Source organism: Rhizobium sp. WYCCWR10014, assembly GCF_001657485.1.
Taxonomy (GTDB): domain Bacteria; phylum Pseudomonadota; class Alphaproteobacteria; order Rhizobiales; family Rhizobiaceae; genus Rhizobium.
Genome location: NZ_LXFU01000052.1, coordinates 256008 through 283003 on the forward strand (window position 1 = coordinate 256008; position 26996 = coordinate 283003).

General features: G+C 61.7%; 28 protein-coding genes. 20 read left to right on the forward strand and 8 right to left on the reverse strand.

Annotated elements, in window-relative coordinates:
* Positions 1-82: 82 nt before the first annotated feature.
* Positions 83-844, reverse strand: coding sequence for a DeoR/GlpR family DNA-binding transcription regulator (locus A6U98_RS33760; RefSeq protein WP_064655556.1), 762 nt, complete (start codon positions 842-844; stop codon positions 83-85).
* 244 nt (positions 845-1088) lie between these two features.
* Between A6U98_RS33760 and A6U98_RS33765 the strand changes: the two genes are divergently transcribed.
* From A6U98_RS33765 to A6U98_RS33800, 8 genes are all read left to right on the forward strand, one after another.
* A complete protein-coding gene (locus tag A6U98_RS33765) occupies positions 1089-1889 on the forward strand; it encodes a class I fructose-bisphosphate aldolase (protein WP_017956604.1) in 801 nt (266 codons plus the stop codon).
* 3 nt (positions 1890-1892) lie between these two features.
* Positions 1893-2834, forward strand: coding sequence for a PfkB family carbohydrate kinase (locus A6U98_RS33770; protein ID WP_064655557.1), 942 nt, complete (start codon positions 1893-1895; stop codon positions 2832-2834).
* A 336-nt stretch (positions 2835-3170) separates the two neighbouring features.
* Positions 3171-4316, forward strand: coding sequence for a sn-glycerol-3-phosphate ABC transporter ATP-binding protein UgpC (gene ugpC / locus A6U98_RS33775; protein WP_064655558.1), 1146 nt, complete (start codon positions 3171-3173; stop codon positions 4314-4316).
* A gap of 127 nt (positions 4317-4443) precedes the next feature.
* On the forward strand, positions 4444-5520 hold the full coding sequence (locus A6U98_RS33780) for a Gfo/Idh/MocA family oxidoreductase (RefSeq protein ID WP_064655559.1): 1077 nt from the start codon (positions 4444-4446) through the stop codon (positions 5518-5520).
* The gene (locus A6U98_RS33785; RefSeq protein ID WP_064655560.1) at positions 5520-6365 is read left to right on the forward strand and encodes a sugar phosphate isomerase/epimerase; all 846 of its coding nucleotides are present in this window, start codon (positions 5520-5522) and stop codon (positions 6363-6365) included. The genes A6U98_RS33780 and A6U98_RS33785 overlap by 1 nt, the downstream gene beginning before the upstream one ends.
* Positions 6362-7171 (forward strand): alpha/beta hydrolase, encoded by an 810-nt coding sequence (locus tag A6U98_RS33790; protein WP_064655561.1) that lies wholly within the window; start codon positions 6362-6364, stop codon positions 7169-7171. The genes A6U98_RS33785 and A6U98_RS33790 overlap by 4 nt, the downstream gene beginning before the upstream one ends.
* Positions 7172-7175: 4 nt before the next feature.
* Positions 7176-7877: a ribulose-phosphate 3-epimerase gene (locus A6U98_RS33795; protein ID WP_064655562.1), complete on the forward strand. Its 702-nt coding sequence runs from the start codon at positions 7176-7178 to the stop codon at positions 7875-7877.
* Positions 7878-7891: 14 nt separating this feature from the next.
* A complete protein-coding gene (locus A6U98_RS33800; protein ID WP_064655563.1) occupies positions 7892-8848 on the forward strand; it encodes an ROK family protein in 957 nt (318 codons plus the stop codon).
* Between the two features lie 27 nt (positions 8849-8875).
* Here A6U98_RS33800 and A6U98_RS33805 read toward each other — a convergent pair whose 3' ends face one another.
* From A6U98_RS33805 to A6U98_RS33825, 5 genes are all read right to left on the reverse strand, one after another.
* The gene (locus A6U98_RS33805) at positions 8876-9271 is read right to left on the reverse strand and encodes a DUF4112 domain-containing protein (protein WP_064655564.1); all 396 of its coding nucleotides are present in this window, start codon (positions 9269-9271) and stop codon (positions 8876-8878) included.
* Positions 9272-9438: 167 nt separating this feature from the next.
* Positions 9439-10512, reverse strand: a complete 1074-nt coding sequence (locus A6U98_RS33810) for an alcohol dehydrogenase family protein (protein WP_064655565.1) — start codon at positions 10510-10512, stop codon at positions 9439-9441.
* A 14-nt stretch (positions 10513-10526) separates the two neighbouring features.
* A complete protein-coding gene (locus A6U98_RS33815) occupies positions 10527-11906 on the reverse strand; it encodes an aspartate aminotransferase family protein (RefSeq protein WP_064655566.1) in 1380 nt (459 codons plus the stop codon).
* 43 nt (positions 11907-11949) lie between these two features.
* Positions 11950-13446 (reverse strand): NAD-dependent succinate-semialdehyde dehydrogenase, encoded by a 1497-nt coding sequence (locus tag A6U98_RS33820; protein ID WP_064655567.1) that lies wholly within the window; start codon positions 13444-13446, stop codon positions 11950-11952.
* A gap of 139 nt (positions 13447-13585) precedes the next feature.
* Positions 13586-14077, reverse strand: a complete 492-nt coding sequence (locus A6U98_RS33825) for an Lrp/AsnC family transcriptional regulator (RefSeq protein ID WP_064655568.1) — start codon at positions 14075-14077, stop codon at positions 13586-13588.
* Positions 14078-14178: 101 nt separating this feature from the next.
* Here A6U98_RS33825 and A6U98_RS33830 point away from each other — a divergent pair, with 101 nt between their 5' ends.
* The 10 genes from A6U98_RS33830 to doeB all read left to right on the forward strand — a co-directional run bounded on the left by A6U98_RS33830 (position 14179) and on the right by doeB (position 23885).
* Positions 14179-15564: a PLP-dependent aminotransferase family protein gene (locus tag A6U98_RS33830; RefSeq protein WP_064655632.1), complete on the forward strand. Its 1386-nt coding sequence runs from the start codon at positions 14179-14181 to the stop codon at positions 15562-15564.
* A 122-nt stretch (positions 15565-15686) separates the two neighbouring features.
* Positions 15687-16472, forward strand: a complete 786-nt coding sequence (ehuA, locus tag A6U98_RS33835) for an ectoine/hydroxyectoine ABC transporter ATP-binding protein EhuA (protein ID WP_003550189.1) — start codon at positions 15687-15689, stop codon at positions 16470-16472.
* Positions 16473-16528: 56 nt separating this feature from the next.
* The gene (gene ehuB, locus A6U98_RS33840; protein ID WP_064655569.1) at positions 16529-17377 is read left to right on the forward strand and encodes an ectoine/hydroxyectoine ABC transporter substrate-binding protein EhuB; all 849 of its coding nucleotides are present in this window, start codon (positions 16529-16531) and stop codon (positions 17375-17377) included.
* A gap of 178 nt (positions 17378-17555) precedes the next feature.
* Positions 17556-18215, forward strand: coding sequence for an ectoine/hydroxyectoine ABC transporter permease subunit EhuC (gene ehuC, locus A6U98_RS33845; protein WP_047622980.1), 660 nt, complete (start codon positions 17556-17558; stop codon positions 18213-18215).
* Between the two features lie 4 nt (positions 18216-18219).
* Positions 18220-18879, forward strand: a complete 660-nt coding sequence (ehuD, locus tag A6U98_RS33850; RefSeq protein WP_003550192.1) for an ectoine/hydroxyectoine ABC transporter permease subunit EhuD — start codon at positions 18220-18222, stop codon at positions 18877-18879.
* 2 nt (positions 18880-18881) lie between these two features.
* On the forward strand, positions 18882-19661 hold the full coding sequence (eutA, locus tag A6U98_RS33855; RefSeq protein WP_064655570.1) for an ectoine utilization protein EutA: 780 nt from the start codon (positions 18882-18884) through the stop codon (positions 19659-19661).
* Between the two features lie 4 nt (positions 19662-19665).
* Positions 19666-20667, forward strand: a complete 1002-nt coding sequence (eutB, locus tag A6U98_RS33860) for a hydroxyectoine utilization dehydratase EutB (RefSeq protein ID WP_064655571.1) — start codon at positions 19666-19668, stop codon at positions 20665-20667.
* Positions 20664-21656, forward strand: coding sequence for an ectoine utilization protein EutC (gene eutC, locus A6U98_RS33865; protein ID WP_064655572.1), 993 nt, complete (start codon positions 20664-20666; stop codon positions 21654-21656). Before eutB ends, eutC begins: the two co-directional genes overlap by 4 nt.
* Before the next feature lie 32 nt (positions 21657-21688).
* Positions 21689-22870, forward strand: a complete 1182-nt coding sequence (gene doeA, locus A6U98_RS33870; protein WP_064655573.1) for an ectoine hydrolase DoeA — start codon at positions 21689-21691, stop codon at positions 22868-22870.
* Positions 22871-22877: 7 nt separating this feature from the next.
* Complete coding sequence (gene doeB, locus A6U98_RS33875) at positions 22878-23885, forward strand: N(2)-acetyl-L-2,4-diaminobutanoate deacetylase DoeB (RefSeq protein ID WP_064655574.1); 1008 nt, start codon at positions 22878-22880, stop codon at positions 23883-23885.
* A gap of 31 nt (positions 23886-23916) precedes the next feature.
* On the opposite strand, the gene A6U98_RS33880 is transcribed toward doeB, so the two are convergent.
* Positions 23917-25734, reverse strand: a complete 1818-nt coding sequence (locus A6U98_RS33880) for a HAMP domain-containing methyl-accepting chemotaxis protein (RefSeq protein WP_064655575.1) — start codon at positions 25732-25734, stop codon at positions 23917-23919.
* A gap of 204 nt (positions 25735-25938) precedes the next feature.
* Between A6U98_RS33880 and A6U98_RS33885 the strand changes: the two genes are divergently transcribed.
* The gene (locus tag A6U98_RS33885) at positions 25939-26187 is read left to right on the forward strand and encodes a type II toxin-antitoxin system VapB family antitoxin (RefSeq protein ID WP_003550200.1); all 249 of its coding nucleotides are present in this window, start codon (positions 25939-25941) and stop codon (positions 26185-26187) included.
* On the forward strand, positions 26184-26597 hold the full coding sequence (locus A6U98_RS33890; RefSeq protein WP_064655576.1) for a type II toxin-antitoxin system VapC family toxin: 414 nt from the start codon (positions 26184-26186) through the stop codon (positions 26595-26597). Before A6U98_RS33885 ends, A6U98_RS33890 begins: the two co-directional genes overlap by 4 nt.
* A gap of 40 nt (positions 26598-26637) precedes the next feature.
* On the opposite strand, the gene A6U98_RS33895 is transcribed toward A6U98_RS33890, so the two are convergent.
* On the reverse strand, positions 26638-26886 hold the full coding sequence (locus tag A6U98_RS33895; RefSeq protein ID WP_064655577.1) for a hypothetical protein: 249 nt from the start codon (positions 26884-26886) through the stop codon (positions 26638-26640).
* Positions 26887-26996: the final 110 nt, after the last annotated feature.

Genomic DNA, 26996 nt, shown 5'->3' on the forward strand with positions numbered 1-26996 from the left:
ATTCCATGGCGTCGGCCAAAGCCATCCGTCGACGCCAAAGCCTCTCCTGTCTCTCTTATAAATTGGAAAGGTGGACTGCAGGTCACGCGTAGCGAACCTCCACGCCCAGCTTGTCCAGCCGGTGACGGATGCTGTGCGGCATGTTGCTGTCCGTGATGATCAGGTCGACGCGCGACAGCGAGAAGGCTTTGGAGGAGGCGCCGATATCAAATTTGCTCGAATCCGCCACCAGGACGACACGCCGGGCCATACGAACCAGGTTGCGCTTGGTCCGGGCGATGTCCTCGGAAACATCGACGACGTCGAAGGCCTGATCGATCGCGTGGGCGCCGACAAAGGCCTGGTGGGCGACGAGGCCGCCGACCGCCTTGTCGGAATCCTGTACGATCGTGCTCACGGTGCTGGGAAATACACGGCCGCCGATCATGTGTACGTCGAGCCCTGGCCGGTACATCAGATGCTGGGCGATGTTCATCGCCGTTGTCGCAACCACGACGTTGTTGACCGGTGGCATCTGCATGGCCACCTGCAGCAGGGTCGAACCGCTGTCGAAGACGATCGACTGGTTATCGATGATCTGTCGCGCAGCCATCTGGGCGATGCGTCGCTTCGCATCGAAATTGCGCTGCATGCGTTCCTCGAAGGCCGCCGCCGGCGAGTCGGACGGCAGGGCGATTGCCCCGCCATGTGTTTTGATCAGCTGCTTCTTGGCGTCCATGATTTCAAGGTCGGAACGGATTGTCACTTCCGAGACTTCGAAGAATTCCGCGAGCTGGCGGGTGCGTGCCTGGCCGACCCGTTGAAGTTCCAGCATGATCTGCTGCCGCCTCTGTTCTGCAAGCATATGTGATCCCGACTGCCGTTATTTACAACAATGCGACTTTTGAAAAACGAAAGTTCGTCATCTCATTCCACGGCTCTTGCTGCAGAAATAGCCGTTCGAGGGCAAAAATGCACGTCAAAAATTCATCATTCATGTGAAAACGAAAGAAATCGAAATATTGAATATTTGTTTGTTTTCGAGTTAGGGTTTGCCAGCATCGGCGCCAGGCAATCGCAAAGGCTGCCATCACAAAGGAAGTATCGCCATGGGTCTCGGAACCAAAGTCCGCCTCGCACGCCTGTTCTCGAATCCATCGGGTCATCTGTTCGGAGGCGCTGTCGATCACTTTGTCGGTTATGGCAATGTGCGTGAGGGCGGGCTTGCCGACCTGCCGGGTGCGCTCAGACGCGTCATGGCGGGAGGTCCCGACTATATCAGCATCCAGCCTGGCGCGGCGCGCCACCTGTGGTCGGAATATGCCGGAAAGGCAGCGCTGGTCATTCAGGGTGGTTGCTTCACTGCCGACGACCGCATTCGCCAGCTCATTGCGACCCCGGAAGACGCGGTGCGCTACGGTGCGGACGCTCTGGCTGTCGCCATTCCCGTGCGCGGCGCCACCGAAGGAGAGTATATCCGCTGGCTCACCGATACGGTCAACGCCGCCGCCCGCTTCGAGATGCCGGTCGTCGCCCATGTCTATCCGCGCGATTTCTCAGACGGCGGCAAGATCGTGTTCACCCCGGATGAGATTGCCTATGCGGTGCGCATCGGCTTCGAGGCCGGTGTCGACGTGATCAAGGTCGGCTATACCGGCGATTTTGAATCCTTCCGCGAGACGGTCGCGACCTGCCCGATTCCAGTCGTGATCGCAGGCGGCCCGAAGACCGATACGCTGCTCGGAGCGCTCGTCCAGACCTCGGAAGCATTGCGCGCTGGAGCCAAAGGCGCGGTCGTCGGTCGCAACCTCTGGGGGCACGGCGATACGACCATGGCCGCGCGCGCCTTCAAGTTCGTCATTCATAACGGGATGGCGCCGGAGGATGCGCTGGCGGCGGCCGGTGCTTGAGACATGTCGCGCCCTTTCCAGGTTTTGGGCTTCGGCGCCCTGGCAATCGATGACATCATCTATGTCGATCGGGGGCTGACGGCTGGAAAGGGGAAGGTGACGAAGCGAGCCACGGACCATGGCGGCAACGTGGCGACGGCCCTTGTTGCCGTCGCCCGGCTCGGCGGTCAGGCAGGCTTCATCGGCTGGCTCGGTGATGAGCCAGCGGCCGACGTGGCGGGCAGCGAACTCGAGCGGGACGGCGTCGACATATCGCTGGCTCCCCGCCACGCTGATGCCGCGCCCATCCGCTCCGTGATCACGGTCGGTCCCGACGGCGACCGGTTCATCGCTTATGATGACGATGTGCTGCACGGCACCTCGGATGCGCTGCCCGACGATGTTCTGATGCAGGCCCCGGTACTGCTGATCGACGGCTATGCCACGCACTCCGAAAGTGTCGTTGCGCGTGCACGCGCCTTGGGCTTGGCCGTGATAGCCGATATCGAATGGACGGTCGGTGCCGCGACCGACCGGATCCTGGCTTTCGCCGATCACCTGGTGCTGCCGCTCGCCTTTGCGCAGGAATACGCCGGCGAGGGTGATCCAACGATGATCCTGGACAAGCTCTGGTCCGGGGATCGATCCGCGGTTGTCTTGACTGACGGCGAACGAGGGACCTACCTCCGCCAGAGGGGCGATGCCATCCGCTGGCATGTGCCGGCCCATCAGGTTCAGGCGGTCGATACGACCGGCGCCGGTGATTGTTTTCACGGTGCCTACGCTCTTGCCCTCGCTAGGGGTAAGAGCCCGCTTGATTGCATTGCCTATGCCACGGCGGCGGCCGCCATTTCCGTGACCGCACGGGGAGGGCGCCGAGGCCTGCCAGATCACCGAACTTGCCTGGCTTGGATGGCGGCGGAGAATGCGCCCGTGCCGCTCCCGATGTGGGAATGGCGGAAATGAGCGCAGGTGTGACCGGTGTCGACGCTGGTCGATCGGCTGAGCCGTGCGTCGCTTATCTGTGATTGAATCGCCTTGCGAGATCTCTCGAAAGCCATGACGCCGCTCATAAAAGTTACGCGCGATAAAAAATATAATTCCGCAAATTAATATTGGTTTCAGTAAAAAGATACATATATTTCAGATAGATATAAGAAACTATCGATAGTTTGCAATGAATTCATCTCGATTCTTTTGTTGACTTTGAAGCTCAGTCCTGAGCCTTCTTGTCGAAAGGATCGCAGACGGCGGGGAGCGCCGTTTGAAGATGTGATCCGGACTGGTACGGGAGGACGAGACGTGGCTGTGGTTGTACTCGACAAAATCTGCAAGACCTATGGAAACAGCTACCATGCGATCAAGGATCTCAGCCTGACGATCCATGATGGCGAGTTTCTGATTCTGGTCGGGCCGTCCGGATGCGGAAAGTCGACCGCTTTGCGGATGATTGCCGGGCTTGAGGAAATCAGCAGCGGAACATTGAGCATCGGCGGTCAGGACGTCGTGGATCTCGCGCCTAAGGACCGGGACATTGCCATGGTCTTTCAGAGCTATGCGCTTTATCCGCACATGACCGTCTTCGACAACATCGCCTTTTCAATGAAGCTGGCCGGAAAGAACAAAGCCGAACGCACCAAGCGCGTGCACGAGATCGCCAAGATCCTGCAGCTGGAATCCTTGCTGGGCAGCAAACCCGCACAGCTCTCCGGCGGCCAGCGCCAGCGAGTTGCGATGGGCCGCGCCATGGTCCGCGAGCCCGCGGCCTTCCTCATGGACGAACCGCTCTCGAATCTTGATGCGAAGTTGCGTGTTCAGATGCGGGCCGAGATCGCCAGCCTGCAGAGACAGCTGGGCGTGACGACGATCTACGTCACGCACGACCAGACCGAAGCGCTGACCATGGGCGATCGGGTCGCGGTGCTGAAGGGCGGCGTGCTTCAGCAGGTGGATACGCCCAAGGCTTTGTATCACCGCCCGGTCAATGCCTTTGTCGCCGGCTTTATCGGTTCGCCGTCGATGAACCTGTTCGAAGGGCGTCTGTCGAGCGGGCGGATCCATCTGTCGGGCTTCTCCATTCCCTTGTCCGACGGCGCCTTCGAGCGTGCTCCCGGTCTATCCGCCTTCGAGGGAAAGGACGTGATCTTTGGGGTCAGGCCGGAGGACCTCTACGACAGCCGGTTGCCGTCTGGCGCCTCCCATCCGACGATCCCGGTTGTCGTGAAGTCGATCGAGGAGCTCGGCTCCGAGCTGATCGTGCACTTGAAGATCGACGCGGTCCGGATCGACTCGGGCGATCCCGATGCCGTCGAGGACCTGAGCGGGGCCGCCAACGCGGTCGCGCGGTTCGAAGCGGTCAGCGCGGTCGAGACGGGCCAATCGATCGATCTGGCCATCGATCCGGCGAAACTGCACTTTTTCAATCCTCAAACGCATATGGCGCTCTGAAGTGACGAGGGAGGGCCAGCAGGCGCTGCTGGCGGCCCAGCCAGAAGACATCGTCGACGTCTGAAAGCATTCCATCCGACGCCGAAACCAGCATTCATCTTCAATATCCGATCCAAAGGGCTTATCGATGCCAGCAAAACAGGAACGACGTCTCCGCATCGGCGTATTGGGAGCGGGCCAGATTGCCCAGGCCGCGCACTTCGAGAGCTGCACGAAGGCAGCCAATGCCGACCTCTATGCGATTTGCGACGTTGCCGAAGATCTCCGCGAACGTATGGCAATCACCCATGGGGCGAAAAAGACCTATGATGACTACGATAAGATGCTGGCCGATCCCGATCTCGATGCCGTGGTCATCGCGACGGCCGATGCGTTTCACGTCCCGGCTTCCCTTCGCGCCCTTCAGGCGGGCAAACATGTCCTCTGCGAAAAGCCGGTCGGCGTCACGATCGAGGAATGCCTTGAACTGAAGGCCGCAGTCGACAAGTCTGGGAAGGTGTTTCAGGTCGGGCACATGAAGCGTTTCGACGCGGGGCTCCAGGCTGCCAAGTCGTTCATCCGCGATGAAATGGGCGAGATGGTCGCTCTGAAAGCATGGTATTGCGACAGCACGCATCGCTATCCGATGACCGATGCAGTGCAGCCCCTGATCGTTACCAGCGCCAATGCGCGGAAGCCCTCCGCCAATCCGAAAGCCGATCTGCGGCGCTACTACATGCTTGCCCACGGTTGCCATCTGATCGACACCGCACGTTATTTCGCCGGCGACATCGTTTCCGTCAACGCTCGTCTGTCCGAGCGCGCTGGTATCTGGTGCTGGTTCGTGGACGTGGAATTTGCCTCCGGCACGCTCGGCCATCTCGATCTCACTGTCCAGGTGCGCATGGACTGGCACGAAGGCTTCCAGATCTACGGCAAGAACGGCAGCATTTTGGGCAAGACCTATAACCCGTGGTACTACAAGACCAGCGAGGTGGACATTTTCCGAGAGGCGGACGGCGCGACCCATCGCGTGCTCGGTGCCGACGGCCACTTCTATCGCCGTCAGGTCGAAGGCTTCGCCCGCACCATTCTGGATGGCGCCGTGATGGAAGGCGCCAACATCGATGATGGCCTGGCATCCGTCCGGGCCATGGTCGCCGTCGCGCGTTCGGCCGAAAGCGGCAAGGCGGTTGCGCTGTCCGACGTCACGGGTGGGGTGTGATGAAGCTCGGCATATTCGCAAAGACCTTCGAGGGAACGGAACCGGTAAGCGTTCTCAACTCGGTCGCTGGCGCCGGGTTCACCTGCGCGCAATATAATATGGCCTGCTCCGGCCTTCCGCCGATGCCGGAGATCATCACGGAAGCCCAGGCCCGCTCGGTTGCCGAAGCGGCGCGCGAGAGCGGCGTCGAGATTGTCGCCGTTTCCGGCACCTTCAACATGATCCACCCGGATCCTGCCGTTCGCGAGGCCGGCCTTCGCAACTTGGCTACGCTGGCCGAGCGCAGCGCCGGCATGTCGACGACGTTGATCACGCTCTGCACCGGCACACGCGACCCCATCGACCAGTGGAAGGCGCATGCCGACAACAATACGCCGGAGGCCTGGCGGGATCTCCTCGAGGCCATGGGGGCGGCCATTGAGATCGCCGAGCGCTACGAGGTCGATCTCGGCATCGAGCCCGAGCTTGCCAATGTCGTCAACTCGGCTGAGAAAGCCTATCGGCTGATCACGGCACTAACGAGCCCCCGCATCAAGATCGTGCTCGATCCGGCCAATCTCTTCGAGGTCGCGACGCTGGATGAGCAGCGGAGCATCGTGTCCTCCGCCATTGACCTTCTGGCCGATCGGATCGTCATGGCGCATGCGAAAGACCGCAATCCGGACGGTAGTTTCGCGACCGCCGGCAAGGGCGTCCTCGACTACGCGCATTATCTCGGCCGTCTCAAGGCGATTGGTTTTAACGGCAGTCTCGTCACGCATGGTCTTTCGGCCTCGGAGGCGGCCGGTGTAGCGGCCTTCCTGAAGAATAGCCTCGATGGTCATTCTGCGGGGGCAGGAAGATGAGACGGGTTCAACCGTTCGAAACTAGCGACGAGGTCACTCTCAATGTGGATATGGCGGGCGAGGGTGCGTCTGTCATATTCCAGCATGGCCTATGCGGAGACGCGGCGCAGACCGATGAAGTCTTTCCGCTCGACGCGGGGTTTTGCCGGGTTACGATCGAAGCGCGCGGCCACGGACACTCCCAAGCTGGCAATCTGGAGCGGTTGTCGATCGCGACCTTCTGCGATGATATCGCCGCCTATATCGAGAAGAACCTTACGCCGCCGATCGTGATCGGCGGCATCTCGATGGGTGCGGCGATCGCCTTGCGTCTCGCGGTCAAGCGGCCCGATCTCGTCAAGGCTCTGATCATCGCAAGGCCGGCCTGGCTGACGGCACCCGCGCCGGAGAATATGGCGCCCAATGCCGAAGTCGGGCGGCTTTTGAAAACTCTGCCACTGGGCGAGGCAAAGACCACGTTCCTGGCAGGACCGATAGGCGTGCGGCTCGCCGCCGAGGCGCCGGACAATCTGGTCTCGCTTGCCGGCTTTTTCTCCCGCGCGCCTTTGGACGTGACCGCCGAACTGCTCACCAGGATTTCCAATGATGGTCCTGATGTGACCGACGAGGAGGTCGGCAATATCGCGGTACCGACGCTCATCATCGGCCATGATCGGGACAGCATTCATCCTCTTGGCCACGCGCGTGCTCTTGCCGAGCGCATTGCCGGCGCGCGTTTCGTACAGATCACATCGAAGACTGAGAGCCGTGCGCAATACGTCGCCGACTTCCGGCTTGCCATGGGCCATTTTCTGAAGGAGCTCTGAAACAATGACGACCCCCTCCAAGACCTGGATCGCCGATCTTCCGAAGGATCGCCTGATTGCCGAATTCTCCGTCTGGTCGGCCGATCTCGTGCATCTGGCGGATGATCTGGCGCGTGTCGATCCTCACGTCGACATCCTCCATATCGATGTCGCCGATGGCCATTTCGCACCGGCCATGTTGTTTTTCCCGGATCTTGTTGCCGGCGTGCGCAAAGTTTCCGGGCGCCCGATCCATGTTCATCTGATGGTCGCCGACAGCATCCTCCTGTCGCAGATCGAGCAGTTCGCCGATGCGGGCAGCGACCTGATCAGTCTTCATGTTGAAAACGAAAGCGTCGCCGACGAGGCTCTCGATCTTCTCGATCGCCGCGGTGTGGCCGCCGGCATGGTCCTCAAGGTCGATACCCCCGTCGAGCGGGTCGAGAAATATGCTTCCCGGCTGAGTTTTGTGACGCTGCTCGGCACGGCGATCGGTGTGAAGGGCCAGGGCCTCGACGAAAAGGCCGGCGCGCGGCTTCAGCAGGCAAAGCAGATCATCGCCGGCTGCGGTGCGGCGCATCGGATCGTGCTTGCTGCCGACGGCGGTATTCGCGAGCACACTGTGCCTCTTCTGCGCCAGTCGGGTGCGGAGACGGTCGTTCTCGGTTCCCTGGCTTTCAATGCGCCGTCGCTCGACGAGCGGATGGCATGGGTGCGCGCACTCTAACTCATGGTCTTCACATGCAGCAGATTGCCATTGGAATCGACCTCGGTGGGACGCAGGTGCGCGCTGCCCTCGTCGACGAGCAGGGCAAAATTCTCGCCCGCGCAGCCGAACCGACCGATGCGCTGGCAGGCCCCGACCGCGTGCTCGCCCAAATCTGCGGCCTGACCGATAGGCTGCTTGCAGCGTCGAACCTTGCTTCGGTGGTGGGTGTTGGCGTATCCGCTCCGGGCCCACTCGATACGGTCGCCGGCATCGCCTCGAATATCCCAACGCTCTCCGGTTTTGTCGATTTTCCACTGAAGGCGGAATTGCAGAAGCGGTTTCCGTTTCCGGTCGACCTCGAGAATGATGCGATTGCCGCTGCCATCGGCGAGTGGCAGTTCGGAGCCGGCAAGGGGCTCGACAATCTGGTCTATGTCACCGTGAGCACCGGCATTGGCGGTGGCGTTGTGTCGGACGGTCGCGTGGTGCGCGGCCGCAAGGGCATGGCAGCCCATGTCGGGCACATGTCGGTCGTGCCGAACGGAGAGCTTTGCCCCTGCGGCAACAGGGGTTGTTTCGAGGCCTACGGATCCGGAACGGCTTTTGCGCGCCGCGCCCAAATGAGGGCGATGGAATCCAGCGGGACGACGATAGGCGGCGACGGCGGCGCCATCGACAGCCGCAGCGTTTTCGCGGCCGCCAGAAATGGCGATCGTCTCGCAAATCAACTGATCGACGAGGAAGCGGAAATTCTCGGTCGCGGCTTCACCAGCCTGATCCATATCTTCAGTCCCGATATCATCGTGATGGGAGGCGGGCTTTCCCACGAGTTCGACCGGCTGCAGCCGGGGATTCAAGGCTACATCACGCAATGGGCAATGCCGGCATTCAAGGATGTCAGGGTAATGCTGGCGGCGTTGGATCAGAACTCGGGCCTCGTTGGAGCAGCAGCTCTGGCGTTTCTGACAGGGAAGGGCGTTCGGACCTGATCCAGACCCTAGAGGCGCCAGGCTTCGTTAAATGCGCCGGTTCAACTCGTCTTCGCTGATCCCAAAGTGGTCGAGAATGATGCCGACGTTTCGACGATGAGATTTGAAATAGACGTCGAAGAGATCGCCAAGCAGCGGAACCGTTCCGCCGGCGGCGTCGATGCCGAGATTGACGGCCATGCGGGCGAGTTTGTGGGTGGGAATGCCGAGACGTCTTGCCTCATCGATGATGAAAAGACCGATGAGAGATCCGGCAATGTCACCGACGGCGGGGATGAGGCCGAGAATTGAGTCCGCGCCGATCCGCACGCCTATGACAGGCAATCTGACCGCGGTATCCATCAGGCGCGCTATGCCGACGGCGCGTCGAATTCTGCCAAGTTCGATGGACGTCAGGTGTTTCGTGCTGGCGGAGGCTGGCATCAGCGACCTTTTGGCGCGAACGACCGTTCCGCCTCCTCGAGTGAGGGTGCGGGGATGTCGTCGCATTGCTGCGAAATAGTCCAACGCAGCGAAAGCCCGGTGCCATCATGATTTTCCATGGCCGTGAAACGCTGCAAACCCGATAAGGTTCGCCGCGAAAGCAAGGATCATCGCTCGTCGGGAACCACGACCAATTTGCCGACGAAATTCTTCGCCATGAAATCGGTCTGCGCGCGGTGGAATTCCGACAGCGGATAGACGCCGCCGACGAGAGGCCGGATTTTCCGGCTTTCGATATAGCCGACGATCCGGCGGAAGTCGGCGCGGCTTCCCTGGCTCGAGCCGTGCAGCTCCAGCTGCTTCAGATACATGGTCCGCAAATCGAGCTGGACGACCGGGCCGGCGATGGCGCCGGCCGTCGTGTAGCGGCCTTCGGGGCGCAGGATCTTCAGGAGATCGTTGAACAGCGGTCCACCGACGAGATCGGCGACGACATCGATCGGCTGGCCATGGCTGGCGGCATGGACGGCTTCGACGAGATCGCCCTTGCCGCGGGTCACCACCGCCTCGGCGCCGATATCGAGCATCGCCGCCTCCTTGCCGGGGCCGGCGACCGCGATCGGGATGGCGCCGCGAGCGCGTGCGAGCTGGATGATCGCCGAGCCGACGCCGCCCGAGGCGCCGGTCACGAGAACGCGTTCACCGGCGACAAGCCTTGCTCGTTCCAGCATGCGCTCGCCGGTCAGATAGGCGCAGCAGAAGGTAGCGAGTTCGACGTCGGTCAGATCGGTTACGACAACATGGGCGTTCTCGGACGGCAGTGCCATGTATTCGGCATAACCGCCGTCGCGGCCATGGCCCATGTAATCGATGTCGGCGAGGCTGTCGTCGTCGCGGTTGTAGATCGAGAAGTCGACCATGACGCGTTCGCCGATGCGCGCCGAATTAACGCCGGTGCCGACGTCGACGATATGGCCGACCGTATCCGTGCCCTGAATGCGCGGGAATGTCAGCGTGTTGCCTTGCCTGCGCCATGTGGAGACGGCGGACGGATCGTCCTCGGTGCCGTAGGCGCCCTGGCGTACCCAGACGTCGGTATTGTTCATGCCGCAGGCCGTAACGCGGATCAGGACTTCGCCGTGCGCGGGTCTCGGGACGGGCACCTCCCTGTTATAGACGAGCTTGTCCAGACCGCCATGACCGGTGAGCAATACGGCCGCCATCTTTTCCGGGATCGTCATGCTGGTCTTCTCCCTCAGATGGTCTTGAAGACGGTTTCGATCGCATCCGCCGCGGCCTTGACCACGATGTCGGCCTCCTCGCGTGTCAGGCAGAGCGGCGGGGCGAAGCCGAGGATATCGCCCTGCGGCATGGCGCGGCCGATGACGCCGCGTTCGAGGAGGGCAGAGGCAACCTGCGGACCGATCTTGCGGCCGGCATCGAAGAACGTGCGGTCGTCCCTGTCCTCGACGAATTCGATGGCCGCCATCAGCCCGTCACCGCGGACTTCGCCGACGTTGCGGTGGCCGCCGACAGCCTTTGCAAGTTCCGAACGGAAATAGGCGCCGGTCGTGCCGGCATTCTCGACGATGCCGAGTTCGTCGATCAGTTCGAGATTGGCAATACCTGCGGCAGCACAGATCGGATGGGCGGAATAGGTCCAGCCGTGGCCGATCGCGCCAAGCTGATCGGACCCCTGCACCAGGACTTGCCACATCTTGTTCGAAACGATCGTGCCGGAAAGGGGAGCGTAGGCCGAGGTCAGCCCCTTGGCGATGGTGATCAGGTCCGGCTTCATGCCGTAATGATCCGAGCCGAACATCGTGCCGAGGCGACCGAAGCCGGTGACGACTTCATCGGCGACGAGCAGGATGTCATATTTGTCGAGTACGGCCTGGATCTTCTGCCAGTAGGTTTTCGGCGGCGGCACGATGCCGCCGGTGCCGAGGATGGGTTCGCCGATGAAGGCGGCGATCGTTTCCGGGCCTTCGGCGATGATCATCTCCTCGAGCTTGTCGGCGCAATATTGCGAGAACTGCTCCTCGCTCATCGACCGATCGGGGCGGCGGAAATAATAGGGTGCTTCGGTATGCAGCACCGGCGCCCGCGGCAGATCGAAGGCGTTGTGGAAGAGTGCAAGGCCGGTGAGGCTTCCGGTCATGACGCCGGAGCCGTGATAACCGCGCCAGCGCGAGATGATCTTCTTCTTTTCCGGACGGCCGAGGATGTTGTTGTAGTACCAGATGAGCTTGATGTTGGTCTCGTTGGCATCCGAGCCGGAGAGACCGAAATAGACGCGGCTCATGCCGGTGGGCGCGCGGTCGATGATCATCTTCGAAAGGGTGATCGAGGCTTCCGTGCCATGGCCGACATAGGCGTGGTAGTAGGCGAGATTCTTTGCCTGTTCGGCGATCGCATCGGCGATTTTCTGGCGGCCATAGCCGACATTGACGCAATAGAGTCCGGCAAAGGCGTCGAGGCTTTTGCGGCCTGTCGTGTCGGTGATGTAGACGCCTTCGCCGCCGGCGACGACACGGGTCGGCGTCTCGCCGCGGGCATGCCCGCCCATATGGGTCGAGGGGTGGAAGAAGTGATCGCGGTCCCAGGCGGTGAGTTCGTTGCTTCTGTCGAGCATGTCTAGCCTCTTTCTTGAAATGGGGGTCTCACTTGAAATGGGGTCAGGCGGCCGTGTCGATGCAGAGATATTTGAGCTCGGTGAAGGCCTCGAGCCCGTGGCGTGACCCCTCGCGGCCGAGGCCGGACTGCTTCCAGCCGCCGAAGGGAATGGGAGCACCGGTGATCTTCACGCGGTTGACCGCGACCATGCCGTATTCCAGCGCACGGCCGAGCCGCATCTGGCGGGCGCCGTTTTCCGTGACGATATAGGCGACGAGGCCATATTCGGTATCGTTGGCGCGGGCGATAACCTCATCTTCCGTGTCGAAGGCGGTAACTGCCGCCACAGGCCCGAAAGTCTCCTCACGCATGATCAGCGCCTCCGCCGGCACATCGGTCAGCAGCGTCGGTTCGTAAAAAAGCCGGCCGGCCTTGTGGCGCTTGCCGCCGGTGACAAGCCGTGCGCCACGCGTCAGCGCGTCGGAGACCTGTTCCTCGACCTTGGCGACGGCGCGTTCATGCATCAGCGGTCCGATCTCGGCGCCATCCTCGAGCCCCGCACCGACCTTTAGTTCGGCAATGCGGTGGGCGAAGGCCTTGGTGAAGCCGTCAGCGATCCGCCGCTGGACGAAGATGCGATTGGCGGCAAGGCAATCCTGGCCCGATGTGGCAAACTTGGCGTTGACCGCGATATCGACCGCCTTTTCGATATCGGCGTCGTCGAAGATGATCAGCGGGGCGTGGCCGCCGAGTTCCATCACCAGTCGCTTCAGGGTCGGCGCGCACTGGGCGGCGATCAGCCGTCCGATCCCCGTGGAGCCGGTAAAGCTCATGGCGCGCACGCGGGTGTCGGCACACATCCGCCCGACGATGGTTGCGGCATTGCCGGTGACCACGTTGAAGACGCCGGCCGGAATGCCCGCCCGTTCGCCGATCTCGGCAAGCGCCAGTGCTGAAAGCGGCGTCTCGGAGGAGGGGTGGGCGACCACCGTGCATCCGGCGGCCAGCGCTGCGGCAGCCTTTCGGGTAAGCATGGCAGAAGGGAAATTCCAGGGCGTGACGATGCCGACGACGCCGAGCGCCTCGCGCCGGACGATCATTTCCGCGCCGGGCAGATGGCTGGTGACGCTTTCGGCGTTCAGCCGCTTGCCGTCCTCGGCATACCATTCGACGAAGGAGGCGGCGTAATCGATCTCGCCACGCGATTCCGCAAGCGGCTTGCCCTGTTCGAGCGTCATGATCAGCGCCAGATCCTCCTTGGCCGCAAGCATCAGCTCAAACCATTTGCGCAGGATCGCCGCGCGGCTTTGCGGCAGCATCGCGCGCCATGCGGCAAAAGCCTCCGACGCCGCATCGATCGCTACCGCCGTCTCATCGGCGCCAAGGCTTGCAACCCAGGCCAGCGTCGCCGACGAGGCAGGATCGGTGACCTCGAAACTCTTCCCTGATTGGCCGGCGATCCACCGGCCGCCGACATAGGCCAGATCGCGCAGGAGATGACGGTCGGCGAGCCGCGACAACGCGTCATGATAGGCGGGGCGGGCAAAAACGGCGGTCATGTCCATTCTCCTCGTGGCGGTTGACGTCAGTCTTCCACGGGAGCGGGCGAGAGATTGTCTGTTGGCGGATGCGAAAAGAGAGAGATGGTCTAAAGGACGGCGGCCTGGCAGAGAGATTGTCTACGGCGCGGTCTGGTCTTCAGGTCTGTTCTTCGCTGGCGGCAGTGAAGGAAGAGACCGGAAGGACTGTTTCGTCCTTCACCGTCTTGGTGACGATGTAGGTGAAGTAGCGGTCGATGCCGAGTTCGCGGTCGAGAAGCCCATCGACCAGCCGTTGATAGGCGTCGATATCGGGTGCGATGATCTTCAGGATGTAATCAACGCCGCCGCCGACCGACCAGCAGGCAACGATCTCCGGGATTGCGCCGATGGCGCGCTCGAAGCGCTCGAAATCCGCCTGGCGATGGTTGGCGAGCGTCACTTCCATCATCACGCTGGCGACCGGCGCGATGCGCCGTGGCGCGACGCGCGCGTGGTAACCGGTGATGATCCCGGCCTTTTCGAGCTTGCGTAGCCGCATCCAGCACGGCGTCGGCGACAGTCCAGCCTTTTCGGCCAGCGCCAGTTTGGTGATGCGGCCGTCGCGCTGGACGGCGTCGAGAATGCGCAGGTCGATGGCGTCGAGCTTCATGGTGCTTTCTTTAGAAAGAAATCATTTCAAACGCAGGGAAAAGACAATGGGAGCGCATTTTTGCATTGTCAATTGAACTGATTTTCAGCAGTGTTAAAATCATGACAAAGTGGCGCCCCGATCCCTCGCAACTCCGCCGTCCGGCCTATCTCTCGCTTGCCGAGCAAATCGCAAACGCGATCACGGATGGCAAGCTCACCGACGGCACGCAATTGCCGCCGCACCGCAAGATGGCGGATGATCTGCATCTCTCGGTGCAGACGGTCAGCCGCGCCTATGACGAGTTGATCCGCCGGGGGCTGATATCAGGCGAGATCGGACGCGGCAGCTTCGTCCAGACCAGACCGCGCGAGCCGGAGCCGCCTTATCTGCCGGAACGGTTGGGCGAGGTGATCGATCTGTCGATCCTGAAGCCGGTCTGCGAGCAGATCCATTTGGAAAGGCTGCGGCAGGCCTTCGGCTGGCTTTCGGAAAACCTGCCCTCCAGTTCGGCGCTTTCTTTCAGGCCGAATATGGTATTTCCGCGCCACCGCGCCGTCGCCACGGAATGGCTGGCGCGCTGCGGGCTGGAGGTATCGCCGCTGAACATCAGCGTGACGAATGGTGCGACATCGGGCATGACGGTAGCGCTGATGAGCGTCGCCCCGCCCGGCTCGACGGTTGCGACCGAAGCGATCAGCCATCATACGCTCGTTCCGCTCTCCACCTATCTCGGTTTGCATCTGGAAGGGCTGGCGATCGACGAGGAGGGCATGATCCCCGAGGCTCTGGACGAAGCCTGCCGGAAAGGACCGATCCGGGCCATTTTCCTGCAGCCATCGGTGATCAACCCGATGGCGGCGCTGATGAGCGCAGAGCGCAGGCAGGCGCTCGCCACTGTCGCCGCCAAGCATGATATCGCGATCATCGAAAACGACATTCTTGGCCCAATGGTTGAGGGTCGCGCGCCGCCGATGGCCGCGTTTGCGCCGGAGCGGACACTCTACGTCACGAGCTTCACGAAGATCACCGTTCCGGGCCTGCGGATCGGTTATCTCGCCGCGCCCGACCGTTATGTCGCCGCCGTTGCCAACCGGCATCTCGTCTCCAACTGGATGGCGACGCCTGCCATGGCCGAGATCGCCACCCGCTGGGTCAGCGACGGCACGGCAATGGAGCTCGTCAACTGGCAGCGCCGTGCCCTTTTGAGCCGGCACGCGATCGCGGCGGAGATGCTGGCCGGCCTCAGCTACCGGGCGCATCCGCAAAGCCTGCACGTCTGGCTGCCGCTCTCCGGCAACCATACGGAAGACGGATTCGTATCGCAGGCAAGGCTGCGCGGCGTGGCGATCGCGCCTGGCAAATCCTTCCACACCGCCGATCAGGGCTGGACGCCGGCCGTGCGCATCTCGCTTGGTTCAACGACCGAAAGTGAGCTACGGACCGGGCTCGGCATCGTCGCCTCATTGGCGCAAGGAAATCCGGAAGAGCTGCTGCTTGCGATCTGATGCAGATGCCTTGCGTTTGAGCATATGCAGAATAATTGTCATGATATTATTTTACGAATTGACATGATTTTGATGGGCCGTCATCGTTAGGACATTGCTTGTCTCAACAGGGAGAGACATGAATGCTTCCGCCCATCATCCGCATCGACAACATCGTCAAGAAATACGGCCCGCTGACCGTGCTCGACGGCCTGTCGATGAATGTCATGCCGGGCGAGAAGCTGGCGCTGATCGGGCCATCCGGCTCCGGCAAGACGACGATCCTGCGCATTCTGATGACGCTGGAGACGATCAGCGGTGGCCATATCGAGGTCGACGGCGAACAGCTCTATCATATGCCAAATGGCGGCGGGCTAGTTCCGGCCGACGAACGGCATCTGCATCGGATGCGCGAAAAGATCGGCATGGTCTTTCAGCATTTCAATCTGTTCCCGCATAAATGCGTGCTCGACAACGTGACGCTGGCGCCGATGCTGACCAAGGGCATCAAGCGGCCCGTGGCCGAAAAGCGGGCGATGGAGCTTCTCGACATGGTCGGCCTGGCCGACAAGGCTAAAAGTGTCCCGGCGCAGCTTTCCGGCGGGCAGAAGCAGCGCGTCGCCATTGCTAGGGCGCTGGCGCTGTCGCCGAAGATCATGCTGTTCGACGAGGTGACCTCGGCGCTTGACCCGGAACTGGTCGAGGAGGTGCTGAACGTCATGCGGCGGCTCGCCTCCGAGACCGACATGACCATGCTTCTCGTCACGCATGAAATGGGCTTCGCCCATGATTTCGCCGACCGTGTGCTCTTCTTCGATCGCGGCAAGATCGTCGAGGAAGGCAAGCCGGGCGATATCTTTCGCAATCCGACGCAGGAGAGAACGCAGACCTTCCTGCGCAAGATCATTGCGGCGGGGCACCGCGTCTGACCTCAGACATTGCCCGCAAGAACAAGACTCAAGGAAAATCAGAGGAGTTGGGAACGATGAAAGCAGGATATCTTTTGAGCGCCGCCAGCCTGTCGGTGCTTCTGATCACAGCGGCCGCCCCGGCCTCGGCCGCCGATGACAAGCTCGAGCAGCTGAAGGAGCAAGGCTTTGCGCGTATCGCCATCGCCAACGAGCCGCCGTTCACCGCTGTCGGCGCCGACGGCCAGGTGTCCGGCGCTGCCCCCGACGTGGCGCGCGCAATCTTCGAAAAGCTGGGCGTCAAGGAAGTGGTCGCCTCGATCTCGGAATATGGCGCAATGATCCCCGGCCTGCAGGCCGGCCGCCATGACGCGATCACCGCAGGCCTCTTCATGAAGCCCGAGCGCTGCAACGCCGTCGCCTATTCCGAACCGATCCTCTGCGACGCCGAAGCTTTCGCTCTCAAGAAGGGCAACCCGCTGAAGCTGACGAGCTACAAGGACATCGCCGACAATCCGGACGCCAAGATCGGTGCGCCGGGCGGCGGCACCGAAGAGAAGCTGGCGCTCGAGGCCGGCGTGCCGCGTGACCGCGTCATCGTCGTTCCGGATGGCCAGAGCGGCATCAAGATGCTGCAGGACGGCCGCATCGACGTCTACTCGCTGCCGGTCCTGTCGATCCATGACCTGATGGCCAAGGCAAACGATCCGAACCTAGAAACCGTCGCTCCTGTCGTCAATGCGCCGGTCTATTGCGATGGCGCTGCCTTCCGCAAGCAGGACGTTGCGCTCCGCGACGCCTTCGATGTCGAGCTGAAGAAGCTGAAGGAATCGGGCGAATTCGCCAAGATCATCGAGCCCTACGGTTTCTCGGCCAAAGCGGCGATGTCGACAAGCCGCGAAAAGCTCTGCGCCGCGGCGAAGTAACAAAGGGTAAGCAGCCGGCCATGCCCCAGGCATGGCCGGATCACCCTCGAACGATCTCCTAAAGCGCGTCGCGATCTTTCAGATGCACTCCTCGCGCTTTAGGTCCTTGTTTTTACGCATGTTGCTATCGCAAAACCGCTGCAGTTTTGCGCGACATGATCTAGGAAGCGAGCTGCCGATGGCGGTATGGTCCGGCTATCTGACACTGATCCTTGAGGGCGCCCTGGTGACGCTCGAACTGACGATCATGGGGTCTGCGCTGGCGCTGGTGATGGCCTTTCTGGCGGGCCTCGGCCGCCTGTCGCGCTTCTTCGCCGTGCGGGCTCTGGCGACGGCCTATATCGAGTTCTTCCGCGGCACCTCGATCTTCGTCCAGCTCTTCTGGGTCTATTTCGTGCTGCCCTTTGCGGGCTTGACCCTGACGCCGCTGCAGGCGGGCGTGCTGGCGCTCGGGCTGAATGTCGGCGCCTATGCGGCGGAGGTGGTGCGTGGCGCCGTCAAGGCTGTCGGGCGCGAGCAGTCGGAAGCCTGCATCGCGCTCAACCTTTCGCGATACCAGCGCATGCGCCACGTCATCCTGCCGCAGGCGCTGCCGTTGATGCTGCCGACCTTCTGCAATAATGCGATCGAACTCCTGAAGGGCACGGCCGTCGTGTCGCTGATCTCGCTGACGGATATGACGTTTCAGGCGCAGGTAGTGCGGGCGCAGACCGGCAATACGCTTGTGCCCTTCGCGACCATCCTCATCCTCTATTTTCTCATGGCCTCGGCGATCTCGGCGACGATGCGCTGGCTGGAGCGGCGGATGGCGCGCAGCCTCGACGGCATAAGGACCTGATCAGATGGAATGGGATTGGGACTTCGTCTGGCAGATCATGCCGACCCTTCTCGAAGGGTTCAAGATCACTCTTCTCGCGACCATCCTCGGCGCTGCCGTCGCCATGATCGTCGGCCTGGGGCTCGCCATTGCGCGGCGTTCACCGGTCGCCGGTATTTCCAGGACGGTCGCCTTCGTCTCGGAATTCATCCGAGGCACGCCATTGCTGGTGCAGCTCTACTTCATCTTCTACGTGCTGCCGGATATCGGCATCCGACTGGCGCCGCTGGTCGCAGGCGTCATCGGCATGGGCATTCACTATGCGACCTATACCGCCGAGGTCTATCGCGCCGGCATCGAGAACGTGCCGCGCGGACAATGGGAGGCAGCCAAGGCCACCAATCTGTCGACGCGCCAGGCCTGGATCCACGTGATCCTGCCGCAGGCGATCCCGCCGATGATCCCGGCGCTCGCCAATTATTTCATCGCCATGTTCAAGGAAACGCCGCTGCTTTCGGCGATCACCGTGCTCGAACTCATGAACCAGGCAAAGAGCATCGCCAACAGCAATTACCGTTACATCGAGCCGATGACGCTGGTCGGCGTCTTCTTCCTCGTCATCAGCCTGATCTCGGTGGTGGGATTACGCTGGCTCGAGGAACGCTACGCCAGGATGGATGACTGACCATGACCGTAGAGATCGAGATCATCGCTGCCGGCCGGCCGCCGCGGCTGGAGGACCGGCCGCTGGAAAAGCGCATCGGCCTCATCATCCTCGCGACGGACCACACGACGGAAGTCGACTTCCAGCGCATGGTCGCCAACCATCGCCTCGGCGTCTATGTCAGCCGCATCCATTATGCCAATCCGGTCACACCGGAAAACCTGTTGAGGATGCAGCCGTCGCTGACTGAAGGCGCAGCACTGATCCTGCCGGACGAGGCGCTCGATGCCATCGTCTATTCCTGCACCTCCGCCTCGGTGGTGATCGGCGACCGCAACATCGAGGCGGCGATCCATGCGGCCAAGCCCGGCGTTCCCGTCGTGACGCCAACGGCTGCCGCCGTGACCGGCCTGAAGGCGCTGGGCGCCAGACGGATTTCGGTGCTGACGCCCTATACGATCGAGACCAGCCGGCCGATGGCGGACTATTTCGTGGAGCTTGGCTTTGCGATCGACCGCTTCACCTGTCTCGGCCTGACCGATGATCGCGAGATGGCGCGGATCGCGCCGGACGAGATCCTTGCCTTCGCGCGCCAGGCGCTGGCGCCGCAGTCGGATGCGCTGTTTATCTCCTGCACGGCGGTGCGGGCAGCAGAGGTCGCGGCCCGGATCGAGGCTGAAATCGGCAAGCCGGTGGTCACTAGCAATCTCGCGACCGCCTGGGCTTGCCTGCGGCTTTGCGGCGATGATCGGGCGCAGCCCGAACTCGGTCAATTGATGACCAAGCCCTATCGGGAAGGCTGAGATCATGGTGAGCACCTCGCCCGTTTCGCTGGAGGATATCCACGCCGCGGCGCGCCGGATTGCCGGCCGCGTGATCGGCACGCCGATGGTGCAGTCCGCTTCTCTTGGCGAATTGGCCGGCGTGCCGGTCCATCTCAAGCTCGAACATCATCAGACGACCGGCAGCTTCAAGCTGCGCGGAGCGACCAATGCGGTGCTCTCCTTGTCGCCAGCCGAGCGCGCGCGTGGCATCGTCGCAGCCTCGACCGGAAATCACGGCCGGGCGCTTGCCTATGCGGCAAAGGTGGAGGGTGCTGTCGCGACTATCTGCATGTCGCGGCTGGTGCCGGAAAACAAGGTTTCGGAAATCCGCCGCCTCGGGGCCGATGTCCGCATCGTCGGATTATCGCAGGACGAGGCGCAGCAGGAGGTCGACCGGCTGGTTCGCGAGGAGGGGCTGGTGATGGTCCCGCCCTTCGACCATCCTGATGTCGTGGCCGGGCAGGGAACACTGGGCCTCGAAATCATCGACACCTTGCCGGAGGCGGCAACCGTGCTGGTGCCGCTCTCTGGCGGCGGTCTTGCGGCCGGCGTTGCGGCCGCGGTCAAAGGCATCAGTCCGACGGCCAAAGTGATCGGCCTGACGATGGAGAAAGGTGCCGCGATGAAGGCAAGCCTCGATGCCGGACGGCCGGTGCAGGTCGAGGAAGTATCGAGCCTTGCCGACTCGCTCGGCGGCGGCATCGGCCTCGACAATCGCGTGACCTTTGCCATGTGCCGCGACCTTCTCGACGAGGTCATCCTGCTGACGGAAGCGGAAATCGCCGCCGGCATACGCCATGCCTATGCCGCTGAACGCCAGGTCGTCGAAGGCGCTGGCGCGGTCGGTATTGCAGCGCTGCTTGCCGGGAAAATCTGGGGCGACGGTCCCATCGTCGTGATCCTATCCGGGCAGAATGTCGACATGGAACTGCACCGGCGGGTGATCAATGGCAAGGCGGCACTCTGTGGGGAGGAGAGACCATGAGCCGGATGATCATTCTGACGGAAGCGGAACTGAGGAAAGTCATCGCGCTTGATCGTGATGCGGTTGATTGCGTCGAGGCCGCTTTCGCAGCGCTTGCGACCAAGGCTGTCGCCATGCCGCCGATCCTGCGGCTCGACATTCCGGAATATCGGGGCGAAGTCGACGTGAAGACCGCCTATGTGCCCGGCATCGAGGGCTTCGCGATCAAGATCAGCCCCGGCTTCTTCGACAATCCCAAGATCGGCCTGGCGAGCACCAACGGCATGATGGTGCTGCTGTCGAGCCGAACCGGACTGGTGCAGGCGCTGCTCTTGGACAATGGCTATCTCACCGACGTGCGCACCGCAGCAGCCGGCGCCGTCGCGGCAAAACATCTGTCGCGGGAAAATGCATCCGTGGCTGCGATCTTCGGCGCCGGCATACAGGCGCGGCTGCAGCTCGAAGCGCTGACGCTGGTCCGGCCGATCCGCGAAGCGAGGATATGGGCGCGCGATGCCGCCAAGGCGCAAAGCGTGGCAGCGGAATTGACCGGAAAACTCGGGTTTCCCGTCACCGCGATATTGGACGCCAGAGGCGCAATGACCGGCGCTGATCTCATCGTCACCACCACGCCGTCGGAAACGCTGATCATCGAGGCCGGTTGGCTGGAACCCGGACAGCATCTGACGGCCATGGGCTCGGATGCGGAGCACAAGAACGAGATCGATCCGGCCGCCATTGCGGGTGCTGACCTCTACGTCGCCGATAACTTGAAGCAGACGCGCCGTCTCGGCGAGTTGCATCACGCAATCGATGCCGGCCTGGTCGCGGCCGATGCGGTCTTTGCCGAGCTCGGCCAAGTCGTTGCCGGCCTGACGCCCGGACGGACGCGCAACGACCAGATCACCATCGCGGACCTGACCGGGACCGGCATCCAGGACACCGCCATCGCCACGCTCGCCTTTGCCCGCGCCGGTGCGGCAAATGCCGGGACCACGTTTGAAAGCTGAGCGGCGCGACGCCGGAAAAGAAGGGAAGAAACATGACCCAGCCCAATCTCAAATTCTCGCTCGGCGAATATACCGCGCGGTTGGAAAAGACGCGGCGTGCCATGGAGGCGAAGGGCGTCGACCTGCTGATCGTCAGCGACCCGTCGAACATGGCCTGGCTGACCGGCTATGACGGATGGTCCTTCTACGTGCACCAGGCGGTGATCGTGCCGCCGCAGGGCGAGCCGATCTGGTTCGGCCGCGGCCAGGATGCCAATGGCGCCAAGTTCACCGCCTATCTGAAGCACGACAACATCGTCGGCTATCCCGATCACTATGTGCAGTCGACCGAGCGCCACCCCATGGACTACCTTTCGGGGATCCTGACCGAGCGCGGCTTCGGCAAGCTGACGATCGGCGTCGAGATGGACAATTACTGGTTTTCGGCGGCGGCCTTTGCCGCGCTCCAGAAGCACCTGCCGAATGCTCGCTTCGTCGACGCGACCGCCCTCGTCAACTGGCAGCGAGCGGTCAAGAGCGACACCGAGATCGGCTACATGCGCAATGCCGCCCGTATCGTCGAGGCGATGCACGCCCGCATCTTCGACAAGATCGAGGTCGGCATGCGCAAGTGCGATCTGGTCGCGGAAATCTATGATGCCGGCACCCGTGGCGTCGACGGCATCGGAGGCGATTATCCGGCGATCGTGCCGCTGCTGCCGTCCGGCGTCGAAGCATCCGCACCACATCTGACCTGGGACGACCGGCCGATGAAGAAGGGCGAGGGCACCTTCTTCGAGATCGCCGGCTGCTACAACCGCTATCACCTGCCGCTGTCGCGCACCGTCTTCCTCGGCAAGCCGACGCAAGCCTTTCTCGATGCCGAAAAGGCGACGCTGGAAGGGATGGAGGCGGGTCTTGCGGTCGCCAGACCCGGCAATACCTGCGAGGACATCGCCAATGCCTTCTTTGCGGTGCTGAAGAAATACGGGATCGTCAAGGATAACCGCACGGGCTACCCGATCGGCCTTTCCTATCCGCCGGACTGGGGCGAGCGCACCATGAGCCTGCGGCCGGGCGACCGGACGGAGCTGAAGCCCGGTATGACCTTCCATTTCATGACCGGCCTCTGGCTCGACGACATGGGTTTCGAGACGACCGAGAGCATCCTCATCACCGAGAGCGGTGTCGAGTGTTTCGCCAACGTGCCGCGCAAACTGATGGTCAAGGATTGAGGCTGTCATGAAAGAGATTGGCTTGCGGCCGTCACCGATCAGCGCGACGGTCAATTTCGCCGCCGAGGGCGTCCAGCACGGCTTCCTGCGCCTGCCTTACAGTCGCGACGATTCCGCCTGGGGATCGGTGATGGTGCCGATAACGGTCGTCCGGAACGGCAAGGGGCCAACAGCTCTTCTGACCGGCGGCAATCACGGCGACGAGTATGAGGGACCGATCGCGCTCTTCGATCTTGCCCGCACGCTGAAGGCCGAAGAGGTGAACGGCACGGTTATCATCGTGCCGGCCATGAATTATCCGGCATTCCAAGCGGGAACCAGAACCTCGCCGATCGACAGGGGCAACATGAACCGCAGTTTCCCCGGCCGACCGGACGGCACGGTGACCGAGAAGATCGCCGACTATTTCCAACGTGTGCTTCTGCCGATGGCGGATGTCGTTCTCGACTTCCATTCCGGCGGCAAGACGCTCGATTTTCTGCCGTTCTGCGCGGCCCACATCCTGCCGAACAAGCAACAGCAGGAAAAAGCCTTCGAATTCGTGACGGCCTTTGCCGCTCCCTATTCGATGAAAATGCTGGAGATCGATGCGGTCGGCATGTACGACACCGCGGCCGAGGAGATGGGCAAGGTCTTCATCACCACGGAACTCGGCGGCGGCGGCACCGCCACGGCCAAAAGTGCGGCGATTGCCAAGCGCGGCACCATGAATGTGCTACGCCACGCAGGGATCGTCGCGGGCGCCGTCCATACCGGTCCGACGACCTGGCTCGACATGCCGGACGGCCGCTGCTTCTCCTTCGCAGAAGAGGGCGGATTGATCGAACCTGTCATCGATCTTGGTGGAGCCGTCACAGCCGATGCCATCATCGCGCGCATCTATCCGACCGGGCGGACCGGGGTGGCGCCCCGCGATATCCGCGCCGGCATGAACGGTATTCTCTGTGCCCGGCATTTCCCGGGGCTGGTCAAGGCTGGCGACTGCGTTGCCGTCGTGGCGATCGTTACGGGCTGAGGCGGTATCAGCTTCGACTTCTGATCACAGCTCAGGCAGCTTTCTGCGGTCTGGACGTGCTGGCTCCCGCATCGACCTGAAAGCGGTTGACGACCCCCTCCAGCGTCTGCGTTTGGCTGCCAAGGGCGCGGCAGGCCGAGGCAGTTTCGACGGCCATGGCTGCGTTGTGTTGGGTGACCTGATCGAGGGCGTTGACGGAGGCGTTGATCTCGCCGATCGCTACCGCCTGTTCGGAGGATACCGAAACGATGCGGGCGATCAGGCCGGCAACCTGCTCGACCTGGCCTTCGATTTCCAGGAGCGCCTTGCCGGTTCGGTTGACGAGCTCCACACCGGTGGAGACCTGGGCCGAGGAGGTGGAGATCAGAGCTCTGATCTCCTTGGCAGCGTTGGCCGAGCGCATGGCAAGTTCACGCACTTCCTGGGCCACGACGGCAAAACCCTTGCCTGCCTCGCCGGCGCGCGCTGCTTCAACCCCGGCATTGAGCGCCAGAAGATTGGTCTGAAAGGCGATCTCATCGATGACATTGACGATGGCGCCAATCTGGGAGGACGAGCCTTCGATCCTTTCCATGGCGGCGATTGCTTCGCGAACGACGGCTGCCGAATGTTCGGCGCTGGTGCGGGTCTGCGCCATCATGCCTGTCGCCCTGCCGGCATGGTCGGAGGCATCTTTGGCCTTGATATTCATTTCATCGAGCGCGGCTGTCGCCTCTTCGAGCATCGCGGCCTGCTGTTCCGTGCGCGACGCAAGGCTGTCGGCTGCATCGGTGATGCCGGCCGAGGAGCTGCCCACTTGCTTGGAGGTCTGGGCAATCTCCGCCATCGACGCACAAAGCGCGTCCATACTGTCGTTGAACTTCGCGCGCAAAGTCTCGTAGGCAGCGGCGAAGGGTGTCTTGATCCGGCAATCGAGATTGCCAGTCGATAGCTGTTCCAGTCCGTATGTCAGCTGATCGATCACCGTTTCGCGGATCTGCTCCTCGGCAGCCTTTTCGGCCAGCTGGCTGCGTTCACGCTCGAATTCCGCATCGCGAAGTGCGGTCTCACGCTTCTGTGCGTCCTGCCGCTCGAGCGCGTTGCGGCGGAATACCGCGACGGCCTTGGACATGGCTCCGATCTCGTCGGAACGGTTGGCGTAGGGCACGTCAGTCGAAAAATCGCCTTCGGCAAGATTGCCCATATAGGCCTTCATGCCATCGAGCGGCACGATCGCCCGGCGTCGCAGAAGATATAGCCCCACCAGCAATAGCCCGAACGATCCGAAGCCCGCAGCACCCGCATAGATCGTCCAGGTGATGATCTCCGAGGCCGCATTGCGTTCCTCGCCCTTCAGGAAAGCGTCGGAATTGGCAACGAGTTTCTCGACCGCGTCCTGATGCGAATGAAAGGCGACGCGCAGCTGCTCGATCGCACCATGTGCCTTGTCTTCATCCCTGGCGTTCAGGGCCGGAATGATCTCACGGTTCATCACTCCCCAGAATGTATCGCCCTTGGCGATGACATCGTTTTCAAGCTCGTCTTTCAAAGCTTGCGGCAGCCGGGTGGTTTTCCAATAGGCGCGGCGGTCGTCGTAAGCGGCCTTGAGATTTGCGATCTTGGCAAGATTGGTTTCTGTGAGTTCGGGAAATTTGCTTGCCTCGAAGGACAGCATGTAGGATTCGACCACAAACAGCGGCGGCGGCAGAATATCGGCAATCAAATCTTTGCCGTAGACGACCTGCTCATAAACCGGCCCGTTGACTTTCAGCCGTTCGAGCGCCGATTGCTGCAAACCGATCGACATGAAAAGGCCGGCTGAAACGGCGACACCAAACGCCACCAAACTACGAGCAATGGTAAGTGCCAAGACTGTCTCCAAATAACTATTGGCCGCTCTGCTTCGAGATGCCTGATCTGCGTATGGCATTATTTCGCAAGAACACTGAGATATGGTTAATCTTTTTGGCATCGTAACAAAGTAGGGGTCGTGAATACTTGTGGTATCAAGCCATCAGTTGCCATCTTGATGGCTAACAGGCTGATGTTTATATACAGATGAAAGGAGACCGACATGGCTGAACCTCAACTTTCCGTGCGCAGTGCGAAGGCACGCGATCTTGCCCATCGGCTTGCCCGGCGCGAAAATCGCTCAATAGCTGACATCGTTGAGCGGGCTCTGGAATCGTATGAAATACGGGAAGCCGGCCGCGAGGCAGCCACGACCTTTTATGCTCGTCTTTTGCAGCAAAGTGGCACGGATATCGACCTTGAATCAGTTATCAAAGAGGACAGGCACGCACACAAGGGCATCGAACTTTGATCTTTCTCGATACCAACGTCATATCGGAAACCCTAAAAAAGTCGCCCGACGAGGCCGTGATTGCATGGCTGGTCCGTCATGATGCAGAATTGGCGTTACCGACGGTGACAATTGCGGAAATAGCTTTTGGTATCCAGAAGATCCAACCCGATCAGCGAGCCGAACGCCTTAAACAGGGGCTGTCCGACTGGCGCCGTCGCTTCGCGGACCGGATTTTCGGTCTGACCGAAGAGGCAGCTCTCGCTTATGGCGACATTATGGGCCTTGCTGCTCGTCAAGGGCGTGGAATGTCGGCTCCGGATGGCATGATAGCCGCTATTGCGCGGGTGAATGGCGGTCGACTTGCGACGCGAAACCTGGGGGACTTTGCGACCACAGGTCTTGAGTTGATTTCACCATGGCAATTTTGAAATCCCGAAACATGCTTGGCGCTCGTAGCTGAGAGGCCTTTCAAGCCAAGCCCAGGAGCTTTTCGTTCAGGTCGCCGATCTCGCGCAGGAGTTCGACCAATCTGTCCGTGTTTTCCTGGCTGAGCCGGCCCGTTCCGCCGCTGCTGTTCCAAAGATCTTGAAATTCCTGGCTCATGGTGCGTGCGCTGCTCATAATTTCGATGATTTGAGCGCGGTTTTCCCATGTTGCAACGATGGTCGGTTCGTCCATCTCCACCGACATGTCCGGTTCGCGTTCCAGCAAAAACAATTCCTGATTCCTCTTGGGCGATGGCGGTTTGGTTCGGATGACGCCATCCAGCCTATCGGATGGGCCATTCCTGCGATGACTCAGGAACATGGGTTTGACAGTCTCGGAAC

Excerpts from the sequence above, each read along its gene's own strand:
- A6U98_RS33760 (WP_064655556.1), bottom strand. The coding sequence starts at position 844 with ATGCTTGCAGAACAGAGGCGGCAGCAGATCATGCTGGAACTTCAACGG.
- A6U98_RS33765 (WP_017956604.1), top strand. The coding sequence starts at position 1,089 with ATGGGTCTCGGAACCAAAGTCCGCCTCGCACGCCTGTTCTCGAATCCA.
- A6U98_RS33770 (WP_064655557.1), top strand. The coding sequence starts at position 1,893 with ATGTCGCGCCCTTTCCAGGTTTTGGGCTTCGGCGCCCTGGCAATCGAT.
- A6U98_RS33780 (WP_064655559.1), top strand. The coding sequence starts at position 4,444 with ATGCCAGCAAAACAGGAACGACGTCTCCGCATCGGCGTATTGGGAGCG.
- A6U98_RS33785 (WP_064655560.1), top strand. The coding sequence starts at position 5,520 with ATGAAGCTCGGCATATTCGCAAAGACCTTCGAGGGAACGGAACCGGTA.
- A6U98_RS33790 (WP_064655561.1), top strand. The coding sequence starts at position 6,362 with ATGAGACGGGTTCAACCGTTCGAAACTAGCGACGAGGTCACTCTCAAT.
- A6U98_RS33795 (WP_064655562.1), top strand. The coding sequence starts at position 7,176 with ATGACGACCCCCTCCAAGACCTGGATCGCCGATCTTCCGAAGGATCGC.
- A6U98_RS33800 (WP_064655563.1), top strand. The coding sequence starts at position 7,892 with ATGCAGCAGATTGCCATTGGAATCGACCTCGGTGGGACGCAGGTGCGC.
- A6U98_RS33805 (WP_064655564.1), bottom strand. The coding sequence starts at position 9,271 with ATGCCAGCCTCCGCCAGCACGAAACACCTGACGTCCATCGAACTTGGC.
- A6U98_RS33810 (WP_064655565.1), bottom strand. The coding sequence starts at position 10,512 with ATGACGATCCCGGAAAAGATGGCGGCCGTATTGCTCACCGGTCATGGC.
- A6U98_RS33815 (WP_064655566.1), bottom strand. The coding sequence starts at position 11,906 with ATGCTCGACAGAAGCAACGAACTCACCGCCTGGGACCGCGATCACTTC.
- A6U98_RS33820 (WP_064655567.1), bottom strand. The coding sequence starts at position 13,446 with ATGACCGCCGTTTTTGCCCGCCCCGCCTATCATGACGCGTTGTCGCGG.
- A6U98_RS33825 (WP_064655568.1), bottom strand. The coding sequence starts at position 14,077 with ATGAAGCTCGACGCCATCGACCTGCGCATTCTCGACGCCGTCCAGCGC.
- A6U98_RS33830 (WP_064655632.1), top strand. The coding sequence starts at position 14,179 with ATGACAAAGTGGCGCCCCGATCCCTCGCAACTCCGCCGTCCGGCCTAT.
- ehuA (WP_003550189.1), top strand. The coding sequence starts at position 15,687 with ATGCTTCCGCCCATCATCCGCATCGACAACATCGTCAAGAAATACGGC.
- ehuB (WP_064655569.1), top strand. The coding sequence starts at position 16,529 with ATGAAAGCAGGATATCTTTTGAGCGCCGCCAGCCTGTCGGTGCTTCTG.
- ehuC (WP_047622980.1), top strand. The coding sequence starts at position 17,556 with ATGGCGGTATGGTCCGGCTATCTGACACTGATCCTTGAGGGCGCCCTG.
- ehuD (WP_003550192.1), top strand. The coding sequence starts at position 18,220 with ATGGAATGGGATTGGGACTTCGTCTGGCAGATCATGCCGACCCTTCTC.
- eutA (WP_064655570.1), top strand. The coding sequence starts at position 18,882 with ATGACCGTAGAGATCGAGATCATCGCTGCCGGCCGGCCGCCGCGGCTG.
- eutB (WP_064655571.1), top strand. The coding sequence starts at position 19,666 with ATGGTGAGCACCTCGCCCGTTTCGCTGGAGGATATCCACGCCGCGGCG.
- eutC (WP_064655572.1), top strand. The coding sequence starts at position 20,664 with ATGAGCCGGATGATCATTCTGACGGAAGCGGAACTGAGGAAAGTCATC.
- doeA (WP_064655573.1), top strand. The coding sequence starts at position 21,689 with ATGACCCAGCCCAATCTCAAATTCTCGCTCGGCGAATATACCGCGCGG.
- doeB (WP_064655574.1), top strand. The coding sequence starts at position 22,878 with ATGAAAGAGATTGGCTTGCGGCCGTCACCGATCAGCGCGACGGTCAAT.
- A6U98_RS33885 (WP_003550200.1), top strand. The coding sequence starts at position 25,939 with ATGGCTGAACCTCAACTTTCCGTGCGCAGTGCGAAGGCACGCGATCTT.